The organism is Proteus genomosp. 6 (assembly GCF_040139785.1).
GTDB lineage: Bacteria > Pseudomonadota > Gammaproteobacteria > Enterobacterales > Enterobacteriaceae > Proteus.
The window spans coordinates 545,371-567,460 of sequence record NZ_JBEEVJ010000001.1 but is presented as its reverse complement, the minus strand read 5'-3'; the positions used below and the strand labels follow the sequence as shown (position 1 = coordinate 567,460).

General features: G+C 38.6%; 17 protein-coding genes and 2 tRNA genes. 3 read left to right on the top strand and 16 right to left on the bottom strand.

Features of this window, described 5'->3' with window-relative positions:
- Nucleotides 1-2 precede the first annotated feature (2 nt).
- From ABN212_RS02485 to gpt, 14 genes are all read right to left on the bottom strand, one after another.
- Nucleotides 3-76, bottom strand: a tRNA-Arg gene (locus tag ABN212_RS02485).
- A gap of 9 nt (nucleotides 77-85) precedes the next feature.
- Nucleotides 86-178: transfer RNA gene (locus ABN212_RS02480), tRNA-Ser, on the bottom strand.
- A 466-nt stretch (nucleotides 179-644) separates the two neighbouring features.
- Nucleotides 645-833, bottom strand: a complete 189-nt coding sequence (csrA, locus tag ABN212_RS02475; protein ID WP_004244778.1) for a carbon storage regulator CsrA — start codon at nucleotides 831-833, stop codon at nucleotides 645-647.
- Between the two features lie 221 nt (nucleotides 834-1,054).
- On the bottom strand, nucleotides 1,055-3,682 hold the full coding sequence (gene alaS / locus ABN212_RS02470; protein ID WP_198620974.1) for an alanine--tRNA ligase: 2,628 nt from the start codon (nucleotides 3,680-3,682) through the stop codon (nucleotides 1,055-1,057).
- A gap of 895 nt (nucleotides 3,683-4,577) precedes the next feature.
- A complete protein-coding gene (recA, locus tag ABN212_RS02465) occupies nucleotides 4,578-5,648 on the bottom strand; it encodes a recombinase RecA (RefSeq protein WP_349442822.1) in 1,071 nt (356 codons plus the stop codon).
- Nucleotides 5,649-5,755: 107 nt separating this feature from the next.
- A complete protein-coding gene (gene pncC, locus ABN212_RS02460; RefSeq protein ID WP_349442820.1) occupies nucleotides 5,756-6,262 on the bottom strand; it encodes a nicotinamide-nucleotide amidase in 507 nt (168 codons plus the stop codon).
- A gap of 36 nt (nucleotides 6,263-6,298) precedes the next feature.
- Nucleotides 6,299-7,498, bottom strand: a complete 1,200-nt coding sequence (gene lplT, locus ABN212_RS02455; RefSeq protein WP_349442818.1) for a lysophospholipid transporter LplT — start codon at nucleotides 7,496-7,498, stop codon at nucleotides 6,299-6,301.
- Entirely contained in the window at nucleotides 7,498-9,657 is a 2,160-nt protein-coding gene (gene aas / locus ABN212_RS02450; protein WP_349442816.1) for a bifunctional acyl-ACP--phospholipid O-acyltransferase/long-chain-fatty-acid--ACP ligase, read from the bottom strand. The genes lplT and aas overlap by 1 nt, the downstream gene beginning before the upstream one ends.
- 103 nt (nucleotides 9,658-9,760) lie before the next feature.
- Nucleotides 9,761-10,273, bottom strand: a complete 513-nt coding sequence (aroL, locus tag ABN212_RS02445; protein WP_198620978.1) for a shikimate kinase AroL — start codon at nucleotides 10,271-10,273, stop codon at nucleotides 9,761-9,763.
- A 145-nt stretch (nucleotides 10,274-10,418) separates the two neighbouring features.
- Nucleotides 10,419-11,672, bottom strand: coding sequence for a glutamate-5-semialdehyde dehydrogenase (locus ABN212_RS02440; protein WP_196534260.1), 1,254 nt, complete (start codon nucleotides 11,670-11,672; stop codon nucleotides 10,419-10,421).
- A gap of 11 nt (nucleotides 11,673-11,683) precedes the next feature.
- Entirely contained in the window at nucleotides 11,684-12,787 is a 1,104-nt protein-coding gene (gene proB, locus ABN212_RS02435) for a glutamate 5-kinase (RefSeq protein WP_109373927.1), read from the bottom strand.
- 115 nt (nucleotides 12,788-12,902) lie between these two features.
- Nucleotides 12,903-13,304 (bottom strand): sigma factor-binding protein Crl, encoded by a 402-nt coding sequence (gene crl, locus ABN212_RS02430; protein WP_075672399.1) that lies wholly within the window; start codon nucleotides 13,302-13,304, stop codon nucleotides 12,903-12,905.
- Nucleotides 13,305-13,375: 71 nt separating this feature from the next.
- Nucleotides 13,376-14,626 (bottom strand): esterase FrsA, encoded by a 1,251-nt coding sequence (gene frsA / locus ABN212_RS02425; protein ID WP_198632136.1) that lies wholly within the window; start codon nucleotides 14,624-14,626, stop codon nucleotides 13,376-13,378.
- A 229-nt stretch (nucleotides 14,627-14,855) separates the two neighbouring features.
- On the bottom strand, nucleotides 14,856-15,317 hold the full coding sequence (gene gpt / locus ABN212_RS02420; protein ID WP_006534780.1) for a xanthine phosphoribosyltransferase: 462 nt from the start codon (nucleotides 15,315-15,317) through the stop codon (nucleotides 14,856-14,858).
- Nucleotides 15,318-15,670: 353 nt separating this feature from the next.
- Between gpt and pepD the strand changes: the two genes are divergently transcribed.
- Together pepD and ABN212_RS02410 are read left to right on the top strand one after the other, a co-directional pair.
- On the top strand, nucleotides 15,671-17,128 hold the full coding sequence (gene pepD / locus ABN212_RS02415; RefSeq protein WP_196534262.1) for a beta-Ala-His dipeptidase: 1,458 nt from the start codon (nucleotides 15,671-15,673) through the stop codon (nucleotides 17,126-17,128).
- Nucleotides 17,129-17,346: 218 nt separating this feature from the next.
- Nucleotides 17,347-19,509: a TonB-dependent siderophore receptor gene (locus ABN212_RS02410; RefSeq protein WP_349442814.1), complete on the top strand. Its 2,163-nt coding sequence runs from the start codon at nucleotides 17,347-17,349 to the stop codon at nucleotides 19,507-19,509.
- A 90-nt stretch (nucleotides 19,510-19,599) separates the two neighbouring features.
- Here ABN212_RS02410 and dinB read toward each other — a convergent pair whose 3' ends face one another.
- Nucleotides 19,600-20,655 carry a DNA polymerase IV gene (gene dinB / locus ABN212_RS02405; protein WP_349442812.1) on the bottom strand — a complete coding sequence of 352 codons (1,056 nt, stop codon included), beginning with the start codon at nucleotides 20,653-20,655 and terminating at the stop codon, nucleotides 19,600-19,602.
- A 233-nt stretch (nucleotides 20,656-20,888) separates the two neighbouring features.
- On the opposite strand from dinB, the gene ABN212_RS02400 reads away from it, so the two are divergent.
- A complete protein-coding gene (locus tag ABN212_RS02400) occupies nucleotides 20,889-21,761 on the top strand; it encodes a glycerophosphodiester phosphodiesterase family protein (protein WP_198626082.1) in 873 nt (290 codons plus the stop codon).
- A 95-nt stretch (nucleotides 21,762-21,856) separates the two neighbouring features.
- On the opposite strand, the gene nqrM is transcribed toward ABN212_RS02400, so the two are convergent.
- Nucleotides 21,857-22,084, bottom strand: a complete 228-nt coding sequence (gene nqrM / locus ABN212_RS02395) for a (Na+)-NQR maturation NqrM (protein WP_023580998.1) — start codon at nucleotides 22,082-22,084, stop codon at nucleotides 21,857-21,859.
- Nucleotides 22,085-22,090 lie beyond the last annotated feature (6 nt).

The window sequence follows — 22,090 nt, the reverse complement described above, 5'->3', positions numbered from 1 at the left end:
GGTGCATCCTGGAGGATTCGAACCTCCGACCGCTCGGTTCGTAGCCGAGTACTCTATCCAGCTGAGCTAAGGATGCAAATCTAAATGGCGGTGAGAGAGGGATTCGAACCCTCGATGCAGCTTTTGACCGCATACTCCCTTAGCAGGGGAGCGCCTTCAGCCTCTCGGCCATCTCACCATATTTAGAACCACTCGAAGAAGTTCTTACTGAACATCTCGTCTCTGTGTGGCGCACATATTACTTTCTCAGCCTAAGAAGTCAAACAATTTTTCTCAACTTTTTACGAATATACGTTTGTTTGAACACTTCACAAACAAACTGATGCGTTTATCATCAAGATTGGCTAAAAAAGTTCTAAACACAATGATATCGCTGATGAAAAATCATTCAAGTATTTTATTCTCTTAGTAAATAAATTCATTCACACATCAAATAATTGTGAAGCGAATGATTAGAGGTAAAAAGACTTTCAATTCTGTCAATCAGAATAAACGGATAGTGCAATAATAAATACAGTTCAAGGAGAACGAAGATAGGAACAAAGATAGGAATCAAAAGTCTTATAAAGAGAAAAGCGCCCAAACCCGGCAAAAGTGTGGACGCTTACGAATGAATTGTAACTGACTAAAAAATGGGAATTGATTTAGTAGTTATCAGTAGGCTGAGTTTTCTCGGCCTGAATTCGTTGATAGATCTCTTCACGATGGACTGATACTTCTTTGGGTGCGTTTACGCCAATCCGTACCTGATTACCTTTAACCCCTAAAACGGTTACGGTCACATCATCGCCTATCATAAGCGTTTCACCAACTCGACGAGTTAGAATAAGCATTCTTTGCTCCTTGAAAATTTACAAGAGTCGGGTCTCTAGAATTTCCCGGCCATTATCCATCATACATTGTCAATTCGTATAATCATTATTTATCACAAGTAACTCATACTTCATAACAAAATATAAATTTAGTGATTGATTATTTAACGGATTATCAATATCTCTATAAGGCGTTATCCCGATACAAACAGGGATAGCGCCTTTTTTCAGGTTGCTATCGCTTACAGATGCGATTCAACCCACTCGTCAACACTTGCCAAAGCAGCAGGTAAGGCTTCAACGTCAGTACCACCAGCTTGAGCCATATCAGGGCGACCGCCACCTTTACCGCCAATTTGCTGTGCTACAAAACTAATTAGCTCACCCGCTTTAACTTTAGCAGTTAAATCTTTAGTGACCCCAACAATTAAGCTCACTTTACCATCAGAAATAGTAGAAAGCACAATAATTGCAGAACCTAATTGATTTTTTAAATCATCAACCATTGTTCTTAACATTTTCGGCTCAACACCATTAAGCTCACGAACTAAAAGTTTGATACCTTTCACGTTTTTAGCTTGGCTACCTAAAGAGGAACTCTCTTGGGCAGCTTGCTGATCTTTTAGTTGTTGGAGTTCTTTTTCTAATAAACGATGTTTTTCTTGGACTGTTTTGATTCTTTCGACCAAGTTTGTACCATCACTTTTTAGAACTTGTGCAACAAGAGAGATGAGATCTGATTGTTCATGAATACTCTCAATTGCTGCAATACCCGTAATCGCCTCAATACGACGAATACCAGCCGCAGTACCTGACTCACTGACAATGCGGAATAAACCAATATCACCCGTTCTAGAAGCGTGAGTACCACCGCAAAGCTCAGTAGAGAAGTCACCCATAGTTAAAACACGAACTCGTTCGTCGTATTTTTCACCAAAGAGTGCCATCGCACCTTTTTCTTTCGCATCTTCAAGATCCATTAACTCAGTGACAACTGGTGAGTTAAGACGGATTTGCGCATTTACAATATCTTCAACTTCCCGTAATTGTTCTGGTTTAACAGCTTCAAAATGAGAAAAGTCAAAACGCAGATATTTATCGTTAACTAAAGAACCTTTTTGCGTAACATGCGTACCCAGAACTTGACGCAATGCTGCGTGTAATAAGTGCGTCGCAGAGTGATTTAAACGAATAGCATCACGGCGAGCAGTATCAATGGCTGCATTGATTTTATGGTTAACAATAAATGACCCTACGTTAACTTTACCAATATGACCAATAGCTTTACCGTATTTTTGCGTATCTGTGACTTCAAACAGGCTATCTTTACCTGTTAGAACACCTTTATCACCAACTTGACCACCAGACTCTGCATAAAATGCGGTTTTATTTAAGAAGATAATACCTTCTTCACCTGCTTTTAATTCAGTGACTGATTGTCCGTTATGGAAAATAGCGGTAATTGTGCCCTGCTGTTCATCATGCTCATAACCAGAGAACTCACTGCGACTATCCACTTTGATTAAACTATTATAGTCAGTACCGAAACCGCTGGATTCACGAGCGCGTTTACGTTGCTCTTCCATCGCGACTTCAAAGCCTTTTTCATCAACTTTGATATTTCTTTCACGACAAACATCGGCAGTTAAATCAAGAGGGAAACCATAAGTATCATAAAGACGGAAAGCGGTTTCACCTGGAAGAACGTCATCTGTTAATTGAGCAAGCTCTTCATCTAATAATTGCAGACCACGTTCTAACGTGCGAGCAAACTGCTCTTCTTCCGTTTTTAATACTTTTTCAACGATATCTTGTTGGCGTTTTAATTCTTCACCCGCTTCTGCCATAACATCAATTAATGGAGCTACTAACTTATAGAAGAAGGTATCTTTAGCGCCAAGCATATAACCATGACGTACTGCACGACGAATAATACGACGCAGAACATAGCCACGGCCTTCATTAGAAGGGATAACGCCATCGCAAATAAGGAATGAACAAGAACGAATATGATCGGCAATAACACGTAATGATTTATTTTCTAAATCTGTTGCATTAGTCACTTGTGCAACAGATTTAATTAAAGAACGGAATAAATCAATGTCATAGTTAGAGTTTACATGCTGTAAAACAGCGGTAATACGCTCTAATCCCATTCCTGTATCAACCGATGGTTTTGGCAATGGATCCATTGTGCCATCTGATTGACGGTTAAATTGCATGAAAACGATGTTCCAGATCTCAATATAGCGATCGCCGTCTTCTTCTGGTGAGCCTGGAGGTCCGCCCCAAATGTGGTCACCATGGTCATAAAATATTTCAGTACAAGGTCCACAAGGGCCTGTGTCACCCATTTGCCAGAAGTTATCTGATGCAAATGGTGCCCCTTTGTTATCACCAATACGGATTATTCTTTCTGCTGGAATACCAATTTCTTTATTCCAAATATCATAAGCTTCATCATCTGTGGCATATACCGTTACCCAAAGTCTTTCTTTAGGTAAGTTGAACCACTCTTTGCTTGTTAATAATTCCCAAGCAAAATTGATTGCATCATGTTTGAAATAGTCACCAAAACTGAAATTACCTAGCATTTCAAAAAAGGTATGGTGACGAGCGGTATAACCCACATTTTCTAAATCGTTATGTTTACCACCAGCGCGCACACAGCGTTGCGCGGTTGTCGCTCGGGAATAAGGTCTATTATCCAATCCAAGAAATACATCTTTGAATTGGTTCATCCCTGCGTTTGTAAACAGCAATGTTGGATCGTTATTTGGAACCAAAGAACTGCTAGGTACTATTTGATGTCCTTTAGTATGAAAAAAGTCGAGAAACGCCTGACGGATCTCAGCGGTGCTTTTGCTCATAATTATCCCGAAATCAAGCTGGAAAAACAGAAATTAGAAATCTAGTTAGAGGAGGTTTATTGTTACCTCTACTTAGCCAACGAATACATAAGTAGGGATAAGATAGAATTTCTTCTGTCAGAAGTAAAACCCCCGATAAACTTATTCGTGTTGACATTGTAAATCGTCTAGTTTTTTTCTGAAAGTGGGATTGTTATCTGAGAATGGGACTTTTCTCTATTTAAGAGCAATTATCTTGGGAAATGTTAGTAACTTAAAGTATTTTCATTTTGTAATTATTAAAAAGTATTTGTTATTACTGATTTTTTATGGGATTACTCTCTATACGTTTATGCTCTCTGAATAATCTCTTTTTCTCATAGCAATTAGTAATAAACACATAAGCATTATTACTTAAATAAGATATTAAGAGCACGATAACTTACTAAAATAAAAGCGCTTATCAGTATAAAATTCACCTTACATCTCAACAAACCTTTAAATACAATTTAAATTAGATCCAAATATATTGAATATATTTATCTTTATATCTCAATTATTTATTATCTGGTGCAACCAGACTATCGTAATGATTCTTATTTGCATTATTTATTAGCAAGGATATATCACCAAAATTTCACTATATAAAATTTCATACAACTGTAAAAAATAGGTTAGTAAAAAATATCGTTATATTAAATAAAGTAGTGTTAAAGGCTATTTTTTAGGGGAAGAAAGCAAAATAAGACTAATTTTAACTCTCTTTTGAACAAAAAATACGACATACAGCAAAAAGGAAGCCGTTTTAGAGCTTCCTTTTTTAAGTGAGTTAAATCACATTAATTGACTAGTGGTTTACAACTACGATAATCGTAATATGTTTTAATACACATTCAATTTAGACATTGGAAAAAAATTATTCTTCTGTTTCTTCAATATCTGCTGCATTATCACTATCGTTAGTAAAATCAGCTGCGCTAGTAAATTCGCCTGCATGATTTAATAACATTTCACGTAATTTAGTGTTTAACTCATCATACATTTCAGGGTGTTCTTTCAGGTAAGTTGTTGCATTGGCTTTACCTTGACCAATTTTCTCACCATTGTAGCTGTACCATGCGCCAGCTTTCTCTACCAATTTATGTTTAACACCTAAATCAATCAATTCGCCAAAGGTATTGATACCTTCACCATACATAATTTGGAATTCAGCTTGTTTAAATGGCGCTGCAATTTTGTTTTTCACCACTTTAACGCGTGTTTCACTACCAACAACTTCATCACCGTTTTTAACAGAACCGATACGACGAATATCTAAGCGAACAGATGCGTAGAATTTAAGTGCATTACCACCTGTTGTAGTTTCTGGGTTACCAAACATAACACCGATTTTCATACGAATTTGGTTGATGAAAATAAGCAATGTGTTGGAGTTTTTCAGGTTACCCGCTAATTTACGCATGGCTTGGCTCATCATACGAGCTGCTAAACCAACGTGCGAATCACCGATTTCACCTTCAATTTCTGCTTTTGGCGTTAAGGCAGCAACGGAGTCAACAACGATAACATCAACAGCACCAGAACGAGATAACGCATCACAAATTTCTAAGGCTTGTTCACCTGTATCAGGCTGAGAACATAGCAGGTTATCAATATCTACACCTAGTTTTTTAGCGTAGATAGGATCTAAAGCGTGTTCAGCATCGATGAATGCACAAATTTTGCCTTCACGTTGAGCAGCAGCGATAACTTGTAGAGTTAACGTTGTTTTACCAGAAGATTCTGGGCCATAGATTTCAACAATACGGCCGCGTGGTAAACCACCAGCACCTAAAGCAACGTCTAATGATAAAGAACCTGTAGAGATGGTTTCAACGTTCATGGAACGATCTTCGCCCAGACGTATGATAGACCCTTTACCAAATTGCTTTTCAATTTGACCAAGTGCTGCGGCCAATGCTTTTTGTTTGTTTTCATCAATAGCCATGTTATCTCCCTCTGGGCAGTGAAGCATAAATATGGGTCACTACCATTAAAACGTATATGATTTTGCTTGTTGAAATTCATTATACTGTATAATCATACAGTATCAAGTTAATTATTAATAATTTCTTTAAGGATTGATTTTAAAGAAAAAATAACAGATGCCGCTCTTACCTGCTCTCGTGAACCACTGAATATACAGCGTTTTGCCATAGTTTGAATACCTGTTGGTGTTTTCATTGCAAAGCCAAACCAAACTAAACCAACGGGTTTTTCTTCGCTACCACCACCAGGGCCAGCAATACCGCTAACAGACACTGCAAAATCTGCATTAGCGGCTATCAGTGCTCCTTTAGCCATTTGAAGAACGACTTCCTCACTCACCGCGCCGTATTTAAGCAAAGTTTGTTCATCAACGCCTATCATTTCATGCTTTGCTTCATTGCTATATGTTACAAAGCCACGGTGATAATATTCAGAACTTCCTGCAATATCAGTGATAACTTTCGCAATCCATCCGCCAGTGCAAGATTCAGCGGTTGTTATCGTGCTCTTCTTTTCAAGTAACGCTTTACCCACCTCAATACTTAGGCGGGTCATTTCATCGTAATTTATCATTAAGGTTCATCTAACCTCTATTCTAAATCTCACTGTTTAAGATTTCTTTCTGGTGCAATCCCATAACCATAGACCACCAATTGCTATGGCAAAAATAGCACCAAACCCAATTCCGATAGCAACGACAGAGACACCAATGCTCGTCACCAGTGAGAATAATCCAAGCATTAATAGCATTGCCGTATTTTCACCTAAGTTTTGTACAGCAATAGCATTACCAGCACCTACACTGTGCTTTCCTTTGTCTTGTAATAGCGCATTCAATGGCACGACAAAGAAACCGCCAAAAATACCGATAATGATAAGAATTAGGTAAGATGGAATAATTGAGGTTTGCAATGAGAAGTAAACAACACCAAGACCAATTAAAATACCGGCAGGCATACAGCGGCGTACTGTTTTCAGTGTTACAAATTTAGCGGCAAGCCCCGCGCCGACTACAATACCAATGGCAACCATCGCATTTAATATAGTCGGTGTCGTATTATCAGTCATACCTAGAGCAATAGGTACCCACTGAACAAGTAAAAAACGCAATGTAACCCCTGCGCCCCAAAACATGCTGGTTCCCACTAAAGAAAAACGGCTTTCTTTATCAGTCCATAAGGTACGCGTTGCCTCAAGAAATTGACTGAACATTCTTTTAATGTTCCAACCTCGCCCGATTTGAGCCGCTGATAATTTTGGTATACTAAAGTTAACAAATACCGCTAAAGCATACATTGCAGCGCAAACACCTAATGCAAGCACAATGCTCCAATCTGAGAGCAAACCACCAATCACTGAACCTAATAAAATAGCAGCAATCGTTGATGCTTCCATTAAACCATTAGCTTTTACTAAGCGTTCACCATCGGTAAGTTCACCTAAAATGCCATATTTAGCAGGAGAATAAACAGCAGCACCAATTCCCACTAGAGCATAACCAAGGAAAGGATCTGAGCCGACACAGATAAGAAATGCGCCTACGAATTTTAAAAGGTTCCCACTGAGCATTACCCTACCCTTAGGATTACGATCAGCAAACTGCCCAACAAAAGGTGCTAAAAGAATAAAAGCCAGCACAAATACCATTTGTAAAACAGGTTGGCTCCACTCAGGGTAAAGCGCCGATTTAAACTGAGCGAGGATCGCAAACAATAATGCATTGTCAGCAAAAGCGGAAAGAAATTGCGATATCAATACCGCTTTCATTCCTCTACTCATTAAAGGGGGCTGACTAATATTCTCTGACATTAGTTATTTTCCTGTTCAGCAAGTTTTTTCAATGAGACAAAATCCGTTTTCCCACTTCCTAAAACAGGAATTTCTTTGATAAAACGAATATCCTTTGGTACAGCAATTTCAGCAACACCTTCCGATTTTGCCAATGCTGATAGCGTACTACGATCTAATTGCTTATCGGTTGTGAACAGAACTAATGATTCGCCTCTACGTTTATCACTTATTGTCACAACAGCGTGTTCACCTTTAGAGGCTTTACGTGCAAGTTGCTCAACACCTTCAAGAGAAACCATTTCACCCGCAATTTTTGCAAAACGTTTTACACGCCCTTTAATAGTACAAAAACCTTCACTATCAATAGCAACAATATCACCAGTGTCGTACCAACCTTCTTCGTCAATACCGTCAGCATTGGTTGCGACAGGGACTTCCAATTTTTCAGGTGATTCTACACGTAAGTATCCCATCATTACGTTAGGACCACGAAGTTGTAATCTACCGCCTTCGGTAATACCACTCATTGGAATTAAACGCCCTTCCATACCCGGCAATAAGCGCCCTACTGTATGAGCTTTGGCACTCATAGGTACGTTGATTGACACAACAGGTGCGCATTCTGTTACGCCATAACCTTCTAAAATACGAATACCGAATTTCTCTTGCCATAAAACACGCGTTGATTCAGAGAGCTTTTCAGCCCCAGCAACCACATATCTAACTCTGGCAAAATCATAAGGATGGGCAAACTTTCCGTAGTTTCCTAAAAAGGTTGATGTACCAAATAACACCGTACAGTTTTGGTCATAGACTAATTCAGGTACAACTCGATAGTGTAACGGACTTGGATAAAGAAAAACGCGTGCGCCCAAGCAAATTGGAGTTAGCAAGCAAGCAGTTAAACCAAATGCATGGAATAACGGCAATGCTGACATAAATTTGTCTTTCGGGGAAAAATCAGCAATAGCACGAATTTGATCAACGTTAGCCAATAAACTTGAATGGCTGTGAACAACACCTTTAGGCGTACCTTCAGAGCCTGATGTAAATAGAATAACGGCTGCATCATGTGCATCTTGCGGTAACATCGCTTTTTTAGGCGTAATAAGATGTTTAATTACCCAACGTTTATCTTCGCTGGTGATCGTATCTTTTAGATCTTCAAGATAAATCCAATTAGCTTCTGGAGTTTGCTCAGGAATATGTAATAAATTCCCTTTTTCTAGAAACTGGCGTGATGTAAAGATGGTTTTGATTGATGCGGCTTTCATCGCATTTTGTACACCTAAACTACCTGCCGTGTAGTTTAGCATTGCAACAACACGTTGACGCATTGTTGCACCTAATAGTGCAGCCGCAGTTACTGTTGTATTTGGAAGCAATAAGCCTATACGCTCTTTAGGTTCAGTGTAGCGCTCAATCAATAGACTGATCCCTAACGTTTTTTTCAGTAATCCTTGATAAGAATCTTCTTTTAGGTTGATATCAGAAATTAGCGGGCTAAATCGACCATATTGAGACATTGCCTGTAAAAATGCTTCATACAGCGTGATATTAGGACGTGTTTGCATGATGGCTTCCATCATGATGTCACGCATGGCTTCACCCGCTAATCGGCGACGCTCAGAAGATTTTTCAGCTTTTGGCATCGGCAAATCAACAGCAGGAAGCACCTTGATGGTGATTTTAGGAAAGAATTGAGACTTTACTCGTAAGCTTTTACGTACTCGTGAAAAATAGCTGAATTCAGCCCCTTCAATTCTAACAGGAACAACTTTAGCGCCTGATTTTGCGGCAATAAAAGCAGCACCTTCATAAATTTTCATTAAACCATTTGTTACAGTGATCCTTCCTTCTGGGAAAATCACAACTGGGCGGCCTTTATCCACTTCTTTAACTAACTGACGCACGGCCATTGGGTTAGCGGGATCTAAAGGTACGATATCGGCATAACGACCTAACCATCTTGTCGTTTTTGCAGAAGCAACAGAGGTATAAACAGCAAATACAGGATTAATAGGCAGGAATAAACGTAATAATATACCGTCAATAAAAGAAGTGTGATTTGGTGTAATTATACATTTTTCATATTGTGAAAACTGATTAACAAGTCCTTCAATTCTTATTCTAAATAAGAATTTAAATAGTGTTTTAAAAAACGCTATCAACATCATATCCATATCTCATTTTGCTATAATTAGCCTTACTATAAATAGGATGTGATGAAAATAAAATAGATGTTCCCTGTTTTATCCTTTATATCAGACGACTTCTTAATTATTTCGTGAGTTTTGCGAGAATTGCCTCAATAATCTCATTTATAGGTAATCCCGCATCAACAATGATATCAGCACATTGCAAATATAAAGGTTCACGTTTAGCCAAAACGTCATTCATTTCTGAAACTAACGTTTTACCTGTCAAACTTGGTCTTTGTGCTTCATTTGGATCTTGGGACAAACGCTTAACTAAAGTTTCAAGAGATGCCCGTAAATAAATAGTAACACCTGAAGATTTCATATAAGCACGATTTTGATCTGCTAAAATCATACCACCACCCGTTGAGATAACTTGGTTAGGCTGACTAACTTGGACTAATGCTTCTGATTCAGTTTGACGAAAAAAATCCCAACCTTTCTCTTGAACCATTGAAGATATAGTTTGTTGATATTTTTGAGTTATCCAATCATCCGTATCAATAAATCTATAATCTAAAGTGAGGGAAAGTGCTTTACCTACTGTTGTTTTTCCTGCACCTCTAGGTCCGATAAGGTAAATTGTACTATCCATAAAATGCACTATCTCCATAGTGTGTTCCCTTTTAGGGGTGTAATTAAAAATTTACATGCTGTAAAGTATGAAATATCATACCTGATGTAACAAAAAAATAAAGCCACACTTTAGAAAAGTATGGCTTATTTAATCATCTTAACACTTAGCTACGAATTGTATTATCACCGTAACCAATCCATTTATAGGTCGTTAAGGCATCTAATCCCATAGGCCCTCTAGCATGTAATTTCTGTGTACTAACAGCAACCTCGGCACCTAAACCGAATTGTCCACCATCAGTAAAACGTGTACTTGCATTAACATACACAGCAGCAGAATCAACTTGGCGAACAAAGCGATCAGCATTAGAGATAGATTGCGTTAAAATAGCATCAGAGTGTGCAGTACCATAACGGCGAATATGGCTAATAGCCTCAGTTAACCCACTCACTACTTCTACATTTAAATCAAGTGATAACCATTCATCGCAATAATCAGCATCTTTCACATCAACAACAGTAGCTCCGCCTTTTTTTAACCCTGCTAATGCCTTCTCACTTGAATGCAAAGTCACCTTTTGAGCTGCCATAGCATCACTTAGCTGTGGTAAAAATAGATCTGCAATCTTTTCGTGTACTAAGAGCGTTTCTAAAGAGTTACACGCGCTTGGACGTTGTACTTTCGCATTTACGATAACTGTTAATGCTTTTCCTAAATCCGCACTTTCATCAACAAAAGTATGGCAAACGCCGATACCACCAGTAATAACTGGAATGGTTGATTGTTCACGGCAAAGTTTATGCAACCCTGCACCACCTCGTGGAATAAGCATATCAATATACTCATCCATTTTTAGCATTTTAGCGACTAACTCACGATCAGGCTTATCAATCGCCTGAATAGCACCAGCAGGAATACCACATTTTTCTAATGCTTGCTGAATAACAGCAACAACCGCTTGGTTAGTATGATGAGTTTCTTTTCCACCACGAAGAATAGCCGCATTACCTGTTTTCAAACATAAAGAGGCGACATCAATTGTGACATTAGGGCGAGCTTCATAAATAACACCTACAACCCCCAACGGCACACGGCGACGCTCTAAACGTAAACCGCTATCTAGCATACGGCCATCAATAACTTGACCCACAGGATCTTCTAAGCGACACACTTGTCGTACATCATCTGCAATGGCTTTTAAACGTGCAGAATTTAGTAATAAACGATCAAGCATAGCGGCATTAATATTGGCTTCACGAGCCGCTTGCATATCTTTTTCATTTGCTGCAAGAATTGAAGCTTCTTGTTGTTCTAATAAATCAGCCATAACTAGTAATGCCTGATTTTTTTGCTCTGTTGATAGTTGAGCTAAATGCCAAGATGCCTCTCTTGCCGATTTACCCATTTGTTCTAACATCAGAAGGCTCCTTAGCTAACAATCATATCATCACGATGTACGGCAACACTGCCATACTCATAACCTAAAATTTGACTAATTTCTTGTGAATGGTGTCCTGCAATTAGACGCAGTGCATCACTATTATAGTGTGCAACACCATGAGCGAGATCTTTACCTTGTAAACTTTGAATGCGGATAACACATCCACGAGAGAAATCGCCTTTAATTTCTTTGATACCTTTTGGTAAAAGGGAGCTACCTTTTTCTTTAATTGCGTTTTCAGCTCCTTCATCAACCACTATCACACCAGCTATTGGCGCACCAAAGATCCACCGCTTACGCGCTTCTAATGGACTTTGTAAGCCATGAAATAACGTTCCAACAGGTTCATTATTGATAACTTTAGCGATAACTTCAGGTTGTACGCCTGCCGCGATGACAACATCAATACCCGCACGCCCTGCAACGGTTGCTGCTTGTAGTTTTGTTGCCATACCACCCGTACCTAAACCTGATACGCTATCACCTGCCATTTGGCGTAACTCATCATTGATATCAAAAACTTCAGGGATCAATTTAGCATCTGGATTACTACGAGGATCAGCGGTGTAAAGCCCTTCAATATCCGTTAGTAATAACAGTTTATCTGCACCGCCTAAAATAGCCGCTAATGCCGATAAATTATCGTTATCACCCACTTTAATTTCCGCGGTAGCAACAGCATCATTTTCATTGATAACGGGGATAATATGGTTATCTAACAGTGCATGTAAGGTATCGCGTGCATTTAAGAATCGTTCTCTATCTTCAATATCAGCACGCGTTAATAGCATTTGACCAATATGAATACCATAGATGGCAAATAACTGTTTCCATACTTGAATTAAAGCACTTTGCCCCACAGCGGCAAGCAACTGTTTTGAAGCAATAGTTGCAGGCAAATCAGGATAATTCAAATATTCACGCCCTGCTGCAATTGCACCTGAAGTGACAATTATAATCCGATGCCCTTTTTCGTGTTGTTTAGCACATTGGCGAACCAGCTCAACAATATGAGACTGATCCAGACGTCGTGAACCACCAGTAAGTACACTTGTCCCTAATTTAACAACCAGCGTTTGGCTGCTACTCATAACATTTACCATTCTTGTTGATTATTTAAAAAGATAATACACAGTTTTATCAGGAGAGAAGCGTTATGCCAACTGACATAACGCAAAATCTATGAAAAGTTGCCCTAACACAAAATTAGGGCTGAATGGGAAGCGGAAATTTGTTCATTTTTTCATCTGGAATGAGTGTCATCTCTAATTCACTCACCGCGAGTTGAAGAAATTCATGAAAACGAATAAGTGTTTCATTAATTGACTCAACAACATCATTCTTACTGATGTTCTGATGGAGCCAATCACCATTTTTATCGAATAGCCCAATTTGATAATGATAAATGAGCTGTTCATTATTGCGTTCTAATTCCATCCACCAGCCCCAAAACTCTCGTTTTTCCGGCGCGACTTTTTTATTTACACAAACGGCTAAACAGTCAAAAAAGAACTGGCTCTCTTGGCATTGTTGCTCTCGGATATATGGGCCGATTTGAGCAAAACGCTTTAATAACTTACCTCGGGTAGGGTTCAAAGATGAAGTCATAAATTCAGTCTCCTTAGAAACTCTACTGTTATATAATCTAATATAATTAGCAAGTTATTGTTCAAAATTAATTATATTAATTTATCATAGATCCAATCTGCGCTTTTTTGTAACGCGAGCTCTAAACCTTCGTAAAGCGGCTTATCATTAATAGCAAGAATGTCACCATCCATAGAAGAGCGTGCAATTAATTGCGAATCCTCTTTAGGGCTCATTTCATCACCTTTCCAATAAACCCCCATCATAGGAACAGGCATACGCCGCCCAATCAGGCCTTGGTTTTTCAGGGAGTAACTGCTCAATGATAATCGAAGATTATTCTCATCAATATTCCATAACCCTAAGCGACTTGCTAACACATCAAGATACATCACAGGAATTTTTTTCTGCAATTCAGCTTGGGTAAAGAAAGCGTGGATCAAAGGGCCTAAGGCAACAACACCTTTAATCAATTTTGGGTAGATATAAGCTAAGCGCACGGCAATATTACCGCCAAAGCGAAAGCCCATCACACCAACACGAGTATGATCAATCCAAGGTACTTCAGAAAGTTGTTTTAGAACTTCACCTTGTAATTGGCATGTATCTTCCGTTAGTTTTTGTTTTACTGAATAACCAATTGCGGGCATATCCAGTGTTAGCATTGCAATACCTTTAGGGGAAAGGTAATTACGGAAGAAGCTGACATAATCGCTTTGTAAACCGTCTAATCCGCCACAAAATAACACGGTAGGATAAGGGCCTCTACAATCTTTGGGTAAATGCAGAAAACCCGTTGTCGACCCTTTTCCCTCTAATTTAAATGTCAGTTTTTTGACTTCAAAAGAGGAGAATTTTGTCGCATTCTCAAAAGCTTTCATCGACAAAATAACTGCTTGATCCGCTAAAAAATCACCATTAATAAAGGGATATGCAGCAATACTATAAAGATGTGCGGCTTGTAACCAACAATCTGCTGCGGCATCACCAGACTCTTCACATAATGCTTTTTGTTGCCAGATCATCGCTTGATGTGACCATTCAAATGACCAGCCACCTTTACGATACCCAACAACAGTATCGATAAATTTTTCATCACTACGAGGTGCATCAGGCACCGCAATTCGGCTTAATACCTCTTCTATTTCAATAGGAGAAATACCTCGCCAAATCCATTGTAAACGTTGAATTGTTCGATACCAATTTAGCTGGCTTGTTCCATTTAATACAGAGTTTGTCGCTATATTTGATTTTGGATGTGTGTACTGTATTAATGTTGACGTTTCTGCGTGTTTTGCACGAGGCTTAAACAGTGTTTCAGAAAGGTTTTTGTTCTCTGTCATATCGCTCTTCAAATCAGTGGATATCGTGTAAAGGGGCTTAAAAGTCTGGCTTTATCATAGCATGAAATCGACGGGAACAATGTGTATCACGACAAGCAATCGCACGAAGACATCATAAAGAGGAAGAGAAAAGAGAAAAGAGAAAAGAGAAAAGAGAAAAGAGCTTAAAAACAAAAATCCCCGCCTAAGCGAGGATCTCAATTAAAACAGCAAAGCGAATGCTATCAACTTATTTTTGATCGCAAACAGGTGGAATAAAGGCAACACCCATATCCCAAGGCTGTTCAATCCATGTATTTTGCGGAATATCAACCACAAAATCATCCACTAAAGGACGCCCTTCTGGTTTTGCAAAAATAGTGACAAAATGCGCTTTTGGATACATCTCACGGATAACTTTAGCAGTACCACCAGTATCGACTAAATCGTCAACAACGATAAAGCCTTCACCATCACCTTCTGCTTTTTTTAAGATTTTGAGGTCACGCTGATGATCGTGGTCATAGCTAGAAATACAGACTGTATCCACATGACGGATACCTAATTCACGAGCAAGTAATGCAGCAGGGACTAATCCCCCACGGCTGACAGCAATAATGCCTGTCCATTGTTCGACTGGTAGTAAACGTTGCGCCAATTGACGGGCATGTATTTGCAACATATCCCACGTTACAACATATTTTTCGCTCATAATATTGTGATCCTAGCTACTGAAATTTCGAGAGAAGCTTTTTTGCGGAAAAAAAGGTTGCGCGAGATTATAGTGATTTGAGCACCTAAAAACCAGAGAAAACGTGAAAACAGGTAAGATTATCCTAATTTTTTTCTGTAATGTCTTTTTTCGATTAAAAAATGAACCATATAAAAAATGAATGCAAAATAGAGATCTAATTTCTTAGATAGAGATGTGAATAGAATGACGCATTCATCAGAAGAAAGTGATATTCTCAACTATATTGGCGTATAACGCTCAGAATAATAAAGCTAACCCTTAAAAAAGCGGTAGGCTATCAATAACACAGATGCTGTTAGAGGAGATCCATCGTGTCTGAACTATCTACTCTATCCCCACAACCACTATGGGATATTTTTGCAAAAATTTGTTCGATTCCACATCCATCACATCATGAAGAAGCCTTAGCTTCCCACATTCTTTCTTGGGCAAGTGAAAAAGGACTTTTTGCAGAGCGCGATGCCGTTGGCAATATTTTAATTCGTAAACCAGCAACCAAAGGCATGGAAGATCGTAAAACTGTTGTTTTACAAGCACACTTAGATATGGTGCCACAAAAAAACAACGACACCGTTCACGACTTTACTAAAGATCCAATTCAACCTTACATTGATGGCGAATGGATCAAAGCGAAAGGCACCACATTAGGTGCAGATAATGGTGTTGGTATGGCATCTGCATTAGCTGTTTTAGCTGATGACACTGTTAAACACGGCCCATTAGAAGTGCTGTTAACCATGACTGAAGAAACAGGTATGGACGGTGCTTTTGGTTTACAACCGGGTTGGTTACAAGCTGATATTCTTATCAACACAGACTCAGAAGAAGAAGGTGAAATCTACATGGGTTGTGCGGGTGGTATTGATGTTAAAACCACAGTAAGCCTTTCTTACGATGCAATCCCAGCAGGTCACGTTGTTAAACAACTGGTTCTAAAAGGATTAAATGGCGGCCATTCTGGTGGTGATATCCATTTAGGCTTAGGTAACGCAAATAAATTATTGGCACGTTTTTTAGCGGGTCATGCAGAAGAATTATCACTGAAATTAATTGATTTCCACGGTGGTACACTGCGTAATGCGATTCCTCGTGAAGCAAACATTGTTTTTGCAATTCCAGCGGATAAAGTCAAAGAATTAGAAGCATTAAAAGTACGCTTTGAAGAATTGCTAAAAAGCGAATTAGCGATCGCAGAGAAGAATCTAAAAGTTGAATTAATTGATACAACAACAGATAAAAAAGCGTTCACCGCAGATTGCCAATCTCGTGTCATTAACTTACTTAATGCAATGCCAAACGGCGTTATTCGTATGAGTGACGATGTTGAAGGTGTTGTTGAAACTTCACTAAACGTCGGTGTTGTTAGCATTGTTGATGATAAAGTAGAAATTCTGTGCTTAATTCGTTCTCTAATCGATAGTGGTAAAACCTATGTTGTTAGCATGCTGACAGCATTAGCAAAACTGGCTAAAGCCGATATTGAAACGAAAGGCGGTTACCCTGGTTGGAAACCAGATGCAGACTCTCCTGTTATGCATTTAGTTCGTGACACTTACCAACAACTGTTTGATAAAGTGCCAAATATCATGGTTATCCACGCAGGTCTTGAGTGTGGTCTGTTCAAAAAACCTTACCCAGATATGGATATGGTTTCTATTGGGCCAACAATCCGTGGTGCTCACTCACCAGACGAACGCGTTCACATTAAGAGCGTCGGTCAATACTGGCAATTATTAACCGCGATTTTAAAAGCAATCCCTGCTAAATAATCTCGCTTTAACGTTAATAATGAAACCCGCTTATTGGCGGGTTTTTTGTTACTGAAGTCTCTGCAAAAAAATCATTTATCTCTCATTCTCAATGAATTTCCCTTAAATATCATAATTTATAGAATGCTAATCATTATCATTAGCATTAATGTTTAATGAGTGATATTTTCACTGCTCCGCAGTTAAAGTTAAAAATAAAAAATTCAAAGGGATCGATTGTGTCTAATAAAAATTATGCTGTTAGCGTCTTACTCGCCTTACCGCTAAGTCTGTTATCTGTTCAAATTCATGCAACAGTTAATCAAAATACGCCTGAAAAAATAGTTGTGACAGCAACTTCATCACAAGATCCACAAGCGCCTGTTTCAGGTTTTGTGGCAACAAAAACATTATCAACAAATAAAACACCGACTGAAATTGAAAAAACACCACAATCCATTAGCGTGATCACCCGTGATCAAATGGATGCTCAAGATGCCAGCTCAGTTTCTCAGGCGTTACGTTATACGCCTGGAGTTTTCACAGAATATCGTGGAAGTTCTAATCGTAATGATGAGGTTTTTATTCGTGGATACAGTTATGCACCACGCTTTCTTGATGGATTAAGTTATGGAATGGGAGCTTCATCGTCAACTGGCGCAATTGATCCATGGTTATTAGAGCGTGTTGAAGTTGTTAGAGGACCTGCATCTGTTCTTTATGGCCAAGTAAACCCAGGTGGCCTTGTTGCAATGACAAGTAAAAGACCAACTGCATCCCTTATTCGTCACATTCAAGTACGTGCAGGTAATGATAAATTAGCAGAAACCGCTTTTGATTTTTCGGGTACATTGAGTGATGATAATCGAGTTCTTTATCGCCTAAATGGTATTGCTAAAACACAACATACCCAAATAAAAAATTATAAAGAAGAGCGTTTTGCGCTCGCTCCTGCCATTACCTTTTTACCGAATGAACAAACACGTTTAACATTATTAAGCTTTATTCAGCAAGAGCCTGAAGCCGGTTATCGTAATTTTTTACCCGCTTACGGTACAGTAAAAAGTACGCCAGAAGGTACTATTCCCTTTGATTTTGATGTCAACAATCCCGATTACCATAAATCATGGCGCCAGCAATATGGTATAGGTTATGAATTCGAACACGAATTTAATGACACACTAAAAATTGTACAAAATGCTCGATACAGCCATATTAATCAAAAATATAAATATCTTGTTTTTGGTTCTTTAAGAAAAGATAACCCTTATATTCTTGAGCGCCGAGCTCAACAAGAGCAGCGAGAAACAGATACTTTAGGAATAGATACTCGCTTACAAGCTGACTTTGCTACTGCAAAACTTAATCATACTGTGATTGCTGGTATTGATTATCAGTGGAGTAAAGATCAAGATAATTTACTTCGTGCAATGGGCCCCGAGTACGATCTTGATTGGCGTGATCCTAATTATCACTATCCAATTGATATGAGCTTACAAAAACCCGCAACCGATCAGCGACAAAAACGTGATCAAATCGGGTTGTATCTACAAGATCAGATCCAATGGAAAAATTGGATCTTACTTGCAGGCTTACGCCAAGATTGGGCTCAAGTTCGGACTCATGATTTCTTAGCTAAAAGCTATGTTCAACAAGATGATCATAAGTTAACGGGTCGCGCAGGGCTTTTATATTCTTTTGATAATGGTATTTCTCCTTATATTAGTTATAGCACCTCGTTTGAACCTAATTTACAAACTCGCCGCGCACCAGGAAGTGCCCCTTTTGAGCCTAGCGAAGGTCGTCAATTAGAAGCTGGAATTAAATACCTCACACCAAATGAACAAACATTGGCAACACTCTCTGTTTATCAATTACAGCAACGCAATGTGACCAACTACAATGCTGAAAAAGCGTATTTTGAACCAGTGGGTGAAATTAGAAGTCGTGGTGTTGAAGCGCAAATTAATAGCCAATTAACTGAAAATATTTCATTTATCAGCAGTTATGCTTATACCGATACTGAAGTAAGAAAAACCATTATTGCGGGAACACAGGGAAAAGAACTCCCTAGAGTTCCTAAGCACATGGCATCATTTTGGGGTCAATATGATGAAACATCAGGGCTATTTAATGGCTCTAAAGCAGGCTTTGGCGTGCGATATGTTGGCGTATCTCAAGGTGATACCAAAAATACAGTCAGTGTGCCCGCAGTTACGCTTTATGATGCCATGATTGGCTATTCATTAGGTGAGCTATCACCTTCTTTAAAAGGTGCTGAAATTCAGCTTAATATGAATAATATTGCGAATAAACACTATGTTGCATCTTGTGCTGGTGATACTGCATGTTTTTATGGGATCGGCAGAACAATGACAGCAACAATGAATTATCGCTGGTAAGACTATATAGATTAACTACATAAATTAACTACATAAATTAACTACGTTAGCCATAGCCTGTCTGTTGATCGGCTATGGTTTTTTTAATTCTTACAGTGCTAAAAGAAGTTGTCGTTCTATTTGCGGATCTTGTAAGGTGACATGAAATCCGATTAATCGCACACCTCTGCCATTTCGGCGCTCATGCCATGCTTGGTAGGCAATATTTATTAAATCGGCTTTTTCTAAAATAGGATGAGTATGCTCTTGTGTCGTTAATTGAAAATCATCAAATTTTAGTTTAACGCCTTGCCTTGCTATCCTTAAATCGGGTTTCACTTTTGTTAGTCGCCGTTCTAATTCGCTATATAATCCGTCAAGTAATGCCAAGCAATCATCCCAAGAATTAATATCTGAAGCAAAAGTACGTTCAACTCCGACTGATTTTCTAAGTCTATCAGGGTTAATTTCACGCTCATCGATGCCATGACTGCGTTCCCATAAATTTTGACCAAATTTCCCAAATACTTTTACTAAAGAAATGACATCAGTACGGCGAATATCAGCACACGTTTCTAAGCCCATTTCTTGCAAGCGAGCAAATGTCACCTTACCTACACCTGGTATTTTGTTAAGCGGTAATTTTAAAATAAAATCATCGACTTGCTCTGGTGTTATAACAAATTGCCCATTTGGTTTGTTGATATCAGAGGCAATTTTGGCGAGAAATTTAATCGGTGCAATGCCTGCGGATGCAGTAAGATTTAACTCATCAAAAATTTGTTGGCGAATTTCTTGAGCGATCAACGTTGCAGAACCATGACAATGCTTACTGTCAGATACATCAAGATAAGCTTCATCGAGTGAAAGAGGTTCAATAAGGTGGGTATAACGAAAAAAAATTTGGCGGATCTTTGCTGATGTCTCTTTATAAAGAGGCATTCTGCCGGGTAAAACTTTTAAGTGAGGACATAACTTCAACGCTGTCGCCGTTGACATAGCACTACGGACGCCAAAACGACGAGCAGGATAATTCGCCGTGCAGATCACACCTCGGCTAGAAGCATTGCCTCCAACCGCAATTGGGATCTCTTTTAGTGCTGGATTATCTCGCATTTCAATCGCAGCATAAAAACAATCCATATCAACATGAATAATTTTACGCATACAATCACCTCGCCTCATTTACTGTTTAAATATACAGTAAATAAATATTAACTACAATTTTTATTCCTTCTCATCTCCCTCTATTGAGGTGTATTTCTCATAAAAATCTGAATTAGTCTGTTTATTTATAGAATTGTCACAAAGTGGTGATAGATTGTTTTAGCTCGCTGATTAATTACATTAATTTTAAATATTGTTTTGTAACTATATATAAAACAAGGAAATAATTTTTCATGATCAAATTATTTATCGCTATTTCTCTCTTTTTTTATTCTGTAATTCTTATGGCATCTCCTAAAATTATCGCACATCGTGGTGGCACAGCTGATGCCCCTGAAAATACTGAAATTGCTATAAAAACAGCCCTCTCTAATCAAGCTGATGCAATTTGGATCACTATTCAATTATCGAAAGATAATATTCCTGTCCTTTATCGTCCTAGTGATTTAAAAAGCTTAACAAATGGGCAAGGTAGTGTTTCTGACTTTACGGCACAGCAACTTAAACAATGGGATGCTGGCTATAAATTTGGTGAAGCACAACAATTTCCTTATCGAAATAAAGGTGTCACCATTCCGACATTGGATGAGATATTAACTCAATTCCCTACAACACAGTTTTATCTTGATTTAAAATCACCAGATGCTGATCCTGCAATCCAAGCTGAAGCATTAACCACCGTACTTCATAATCATAATGCACTGGATAGAACTCGCGTTTATTCTACAAATACTGCATTTCTTGACGCCTTATCAACTAATGTACAACGTTTTGAAAGTCGTGATATTACTCGTGATATTTTAGCCAATATCACAATGAGCCATATTTGCCTACTACCTGAAAATTTAGATATTACTCGTTGGTATGGGCTTGAGCTTCACCGCAAAGTAGAAGTTGTTGAGAAATACACATTAGGTGAAGCACGCTCAGCATCAGTTCTAAGTTGGGATAAAGACGCTATGTCTTGTTTTCGTGCTGGTGGCAATGCTCATATTGTTCTTTTTGGGATCAATACAGAGAAAGATTTTATTCAAGCCACAGAATTAGGTGCTGATGCAGTTATGGTCGATTCACCCGCAAAGATGAAAGCATTTAGAAAAGAGTAAGCCCCTAGCTTTTAGCTTCGCTTCTTCAGAAAGAAGAAAATAAAAAAGAGTGATGTAAATATATACACCACTCTTTTTTTATTTTTATATCTTACTTAAAGAATTCTATTTTTATTAAGCAATTCTTCTCTTGCTGCATCTTTTGCCATACGTTTTTTACGTGCATCACAAGGTTCGGGGCAATCACACTCTTTTTCTATGCCCATAGCACCTAAACCGCCACAGCTACCTTGAAGGCTTTTACGTTTTACAATATAGCCTAACGCCATACCAAAGAAAGCAATCAAGAATAAGATGAAGGCAAATAGAAATATTTTTAACATAACCTT